Below are 4,040 nucleotides of genomic sequence, written 5' to 3' on the forward strand. Positions count from 1 at the left end.
GCGCTAGAACTTGGTGTTTATGGTATTACTGTAAATTCGATTGCACCGGGTCCAATAGAAACAGAGCTTTTCACCGCAGCTAACCCACCCGATTCACCCGTAACGCAACAGATTTTACAAAGTATTCCTGTAAAACGACTGGGACAACCTTCAGATATTGCACATGCATGTTCATATTTTTTAAGTGATGAAGCAAGTTTTGTTACAGGCCAGACTCTATACGTGTGTGGCGGTATGAGTATCGGAGCAACTCCAGTCTAAATAAATTTACTAAGGAAAAAGTATCATGAGAAGATGGTTACAACGTCCTAAGGGATCAAATTGGGGAGATTTTGGTGATGATGATCGTATTGGTCGTTTAAACTTAATTAACGCTGAAAAAGTACTTGAAGGTATCCGAGAGGTTAAAGAAGGAAAAACTTTTTGCTTAAGTTTACCATTGGACTATCCTGGTGGTAATGCACTAAATATAAATAGAAATCCTCCAATTCTTCGTCCATTACAACGATATGGTAAAGTCAATTTTAACTGTGAAATGAATCAATTTGATCATGAAATCTCTGATGTCATGAGTGACGACTTAGCTATTTTACACTTGCAGTATTCCACACAATGGGACGCTTTCGCTCATGTAGGTACTATGTTTGACCTATATAAAAATGGAGAAGAAGAAGCAGCTTACTATAATGGATTTTCCGCAAGAGATTCTATGATCTATCCTGATTGCTTAGAAGATACTGGCCTCCAAAATATAAAAAGCCAAAGCACGTCCTCTGCAATAAAATTAGGTATCGAACATCTAGCTGAACATGGTTTACAAGGCCGGGCTGTAATGATTGATTTAGCTCATCATCTTGGTACAGAAAGGACTAATGTCGGATATGAAATTATTAAAGATATTATTGAAAAGGATCAATTAAAAATTGGCGTAGGAGATATTCTCTGTTTACATACAGGTTATGCAGAAGCACTATTAAAAATGAATAAGTCTCCCAATATTAAAGTTCTAAATCGAACCGGCGCTGTATTAAATGGTGGCGATCCAAAGTTATTGGAATGGATTACAGATTCAGGAATTGCTGCAATAGCTGCTGATAATTACTCAGTTGAAGAATTTCCATATAGCCAAAGACAGTCTTGCTGTTCAGCCTTACCTTTACATCAACATTGTCTATTTAAACTTGGAATTCCTTTAGGTGAGTTATGGTATTTATCTGATTTAGCTAAATATTTAAGAACTCATCATCGGTCTAGCTTTTTATTAACGGCTCCTCCATTACGTTTGACAGGAGCTGTGGGGTCTCCAGTTACGCCTATTGCAACTGTTTAAGATTGAAGAGCATTATTAGAAACTAATTTTCCAAGCTCCTCTAGACCTAGAAGTATTGATTAATGATAGATAAAGAAAACTAAAAAATATCTAAAATTCACTCTATCATTATATTAGCTTTCCGATTGAGATGGTGTCAGTTTAACTTGGAATAAATATCCATTAAAAACTTAGCATTAGCTTAAAATTCAATCTGGATTTATACTCAATTTTACCCTTCCTTTATAAACTTTTAATAACCAAGGCAATACGCAAACAATACTATGGCTACAGGACGCAAGAAACGTCAATACTTAACTTTAGTCATGGCCGATGACCTAAAGAAGATCGACCTTCAGCATATCGACCAGACTAATGAATCAGATCTCAATCTACTTGTTCGGATCTCAAAGCAAAATGACGCTGAAATGGTGATTAAAAAGATCGTTTACTAATTTTTAAAACTGGTACCGCAAAAACTGCTTCTGGTAAAGATTTACCATTAATCACCATTACCCGTAAAAATGGCGACCAATTCCGTTATTCAAAGCAAGACCGTGACTCAGACTATACGGGTGTATCTACAAGCTACCATGTCACTGGTAAAGCCAAACGTGAAAAGGTTATCACTGGTGAGAAAGGCAAGGTGAAACACTTAAAAGGGACATTTACCAACAAAGTCGAAGCTGAACGTGTGAGTGCTGCGAAGATGGCTGAGATTAAGCGCCAAATGGCGAAATTCAGTATCAATTTAGCGTATGGTGTACCACAGATCAGTACAGGGTCCCCCATTAAGCTTCAGGGCTTTAAAGCTGAGGTAGACTAGCTGAAGTGGATCGTTGAAAAAGCTACGCATAATTACTCTATAAGTGGTTTAGCTACACAGCTCGAATTTGGGACATCTTTAAAATAAGGTCTTTAATATATACACTTAACCTAGACTAAAGTTATGATGACATAAATTATTCATTGTTACTGATATATTATAAAAATCACTAATTCCATATAATAAATTCAGGGGAAAATAATGCCTGTAGCATCTAAAATATGTGAGCTTCTAAATAATAAAAGTAAACCAAACTGGTGGCGATTCACCATAAATCGAGCCATTGAATGTGGTGAGTTATCATCTGTAGAACTTGAGGAAGCATATTTAATTGCTAAAATGGAATTTGGACTAGAAGAAAAGTGTGCAAACTACCCTTCATTAACTAAGCCAGTAGAACTTACGGGTTATCATGAAGAAGTAGAAGAGACAAGATTAGTTTCTATTGGAAATACAACTAATATCTCAAATCTTGTATCACAAAAAAAATTGAATTTTCAACTACTGGATTAACAGTTATTTATGGGCATAATGGAGCTGGAAAATCAAGTTATGCAAAAATACTTAAGAATGCATGTCTAACCAGAGGTGAGCCACCAGAACTAAGAAGTAATATCTTTCAAGTAAATGCTGGAATACCAACTGCTGAGTTTCATATAGAATCAAATGGTATTTCTGAAATAATAGAATGGAACAATAAGCTAGAACCACATCCTCGCCTAAAATCAATTAGAGTCTTTGATACAAGCTCATCAATTCACTATTTATCTAAGACTGGTCCATTAGATTTCAAACCTACTGCTTTAAAATTATTGGATGAATTACTAAAAACAAGTGAATTCATAAAGAATAAAGCAAAAACAGAAGAAACTTTTTATGCTGCGGCCACTGTTCTGCCAAAGATGAATTCAAATACAACACCTAGCAAATTAGTTATAAGCGCATCTTTAGATCCAAATCAAGTAGATCTGCTGTGTGCAACGCAGGAAGAGTTAAAAGAACTATCTGACCTACGGGTTGAAGTATTGGAATTAGAAAACAATACACCTGAAAAACTTCGAGAAGAATATAAAAATAGAAGATTAAGAATTGTCCCACTTCAAGTATTCCTGACATCACTTATAAATGAATTAGGATCTGAAAAATTTCAACAAATTAAAGAATTACATGAAAAAAAAGTTCAGACAAAAAATGCAGCAGACTTGTTAAGTAAATCAACTTTTTCTGTATTACCCATATCTGAAATCGGATCTGAAGAATGGATTACAATGTGGAAATCCGTTAAAAATTTTATAGAATGTTTAAATAACAATTTTCCAGTTTTAGAAGGGGATCATTGTCCGACTTGCTTACAAGTAGTGGATCATGCAACAGCTGCAAGACTTTTAACATTTGATGAATATCTGCAGAATGAATTACAAAAAGAAGCTGCAATTGCATTAGATAATTGGAATACTGTACTAAAAAAAATTAAGAAATTAAATTTCTCTAAAACTCCCTATGAGGCCATACTCAATGATATTAAAAGCAAAGATGAAGCGTTTAGTCTCCTTTTATATAATTTAATTGACCAATTAAATGAACGGGCAAAAAGTATATTAAAAGATATACCCTCCTTTGACTTTGATGATATAAATTTAGAATCATTTACAAGGCTTAATACTCACATTTTAAAATTAGAAGAGCTTGAAAAAACAGTATTAAATGATGATAGTAAAATAAAATCCATTTTATTAAAAAAACAGAGAATCTTGGAAATTGAAGATAGAGAAAAAATAATATCGGTGAAGGATCAAATAAAAGAAGAGATAAAAAAAGCGAAAAAAAATGAATTATTTAGTAAAATTACTAGCACTTACATTTTGCTGGGGAGTATATTCTATAAGAGACTGTAAATTAAATTGT

5 protein-coding genes are annotated in these 4,040 nt (G+C 33.9%); all 5 read left to right on the plus strand.

What is annotated here, in order from left to right; genetic code table 11:
• A partial coding sequence (locus B3X18_RS00725) for an SDR family oxidoreductase (RefSeq protein WP_286934981.1) occupies nt 1–261 on the plus strand: 261 nt, incomplete at its 5' end.
• A 25-nt stretch (nt 262–286) separates the two neighbouring features.
• Nucleotides 287–1,330, plus strand: a complete 1,044-nt coding sequence (locus tag B3X18_RS00730) for a cyclase family protein (protein WP_005015557.1) — start codon at nt 287–289, stop codon at nt 1,328–1,330.
• Nucleotides 1,331–1,955: 625 nt separating this feature from the next.
• Nucleotides 1,956–2,135: a hypothetical protein gene (locus B3X18_RS00735; protein ID WP_005404902.1), complete on the plus strand. Its 180-nt coding sequence runs from the start codon at nt 1,956–1,958 to the stop codon at nt 2,133–2,135.
• A 201-nt stretch (nt 2,136–2,336) separates the two neighbouring features.
• A complete protein-coding gene (locus tag B3X18_RS00740; protein ID WP_005015560.1) occupies nt 2,337–2,648 on the plus strand; it encodes a hypothetical protein in 312 nt (103 codons plus the stop codon).
• Nucleotides 2,649–2,947: 299 nt separating this feature from the next.
• The gene (locus B3X18_RS00745) at nt 2,948–4,030 is read left to right on the plus strand and encodes a hypothetical protein (RefSeq protein WP_034689054.1); all 1,083 of its coding nucleotides are present in this window, start codon (nt 2,948–2,950) and stop codon (nt 4,028–4,030) included.
• Nucleotides 4,031–4,040 lie beyond the last annotated feature (10 nt).

The organism is Acinetobacter sp. UBA6571 (genome assembly GCF_002434085.1).
Taxonomy (GTDB): Bacteria; Pseudomonadota; Gammaproteobacteria; order Pseudomonadales; family Moraxellaceae; genus Acinetobacter; species Acinetobacter radioresistens.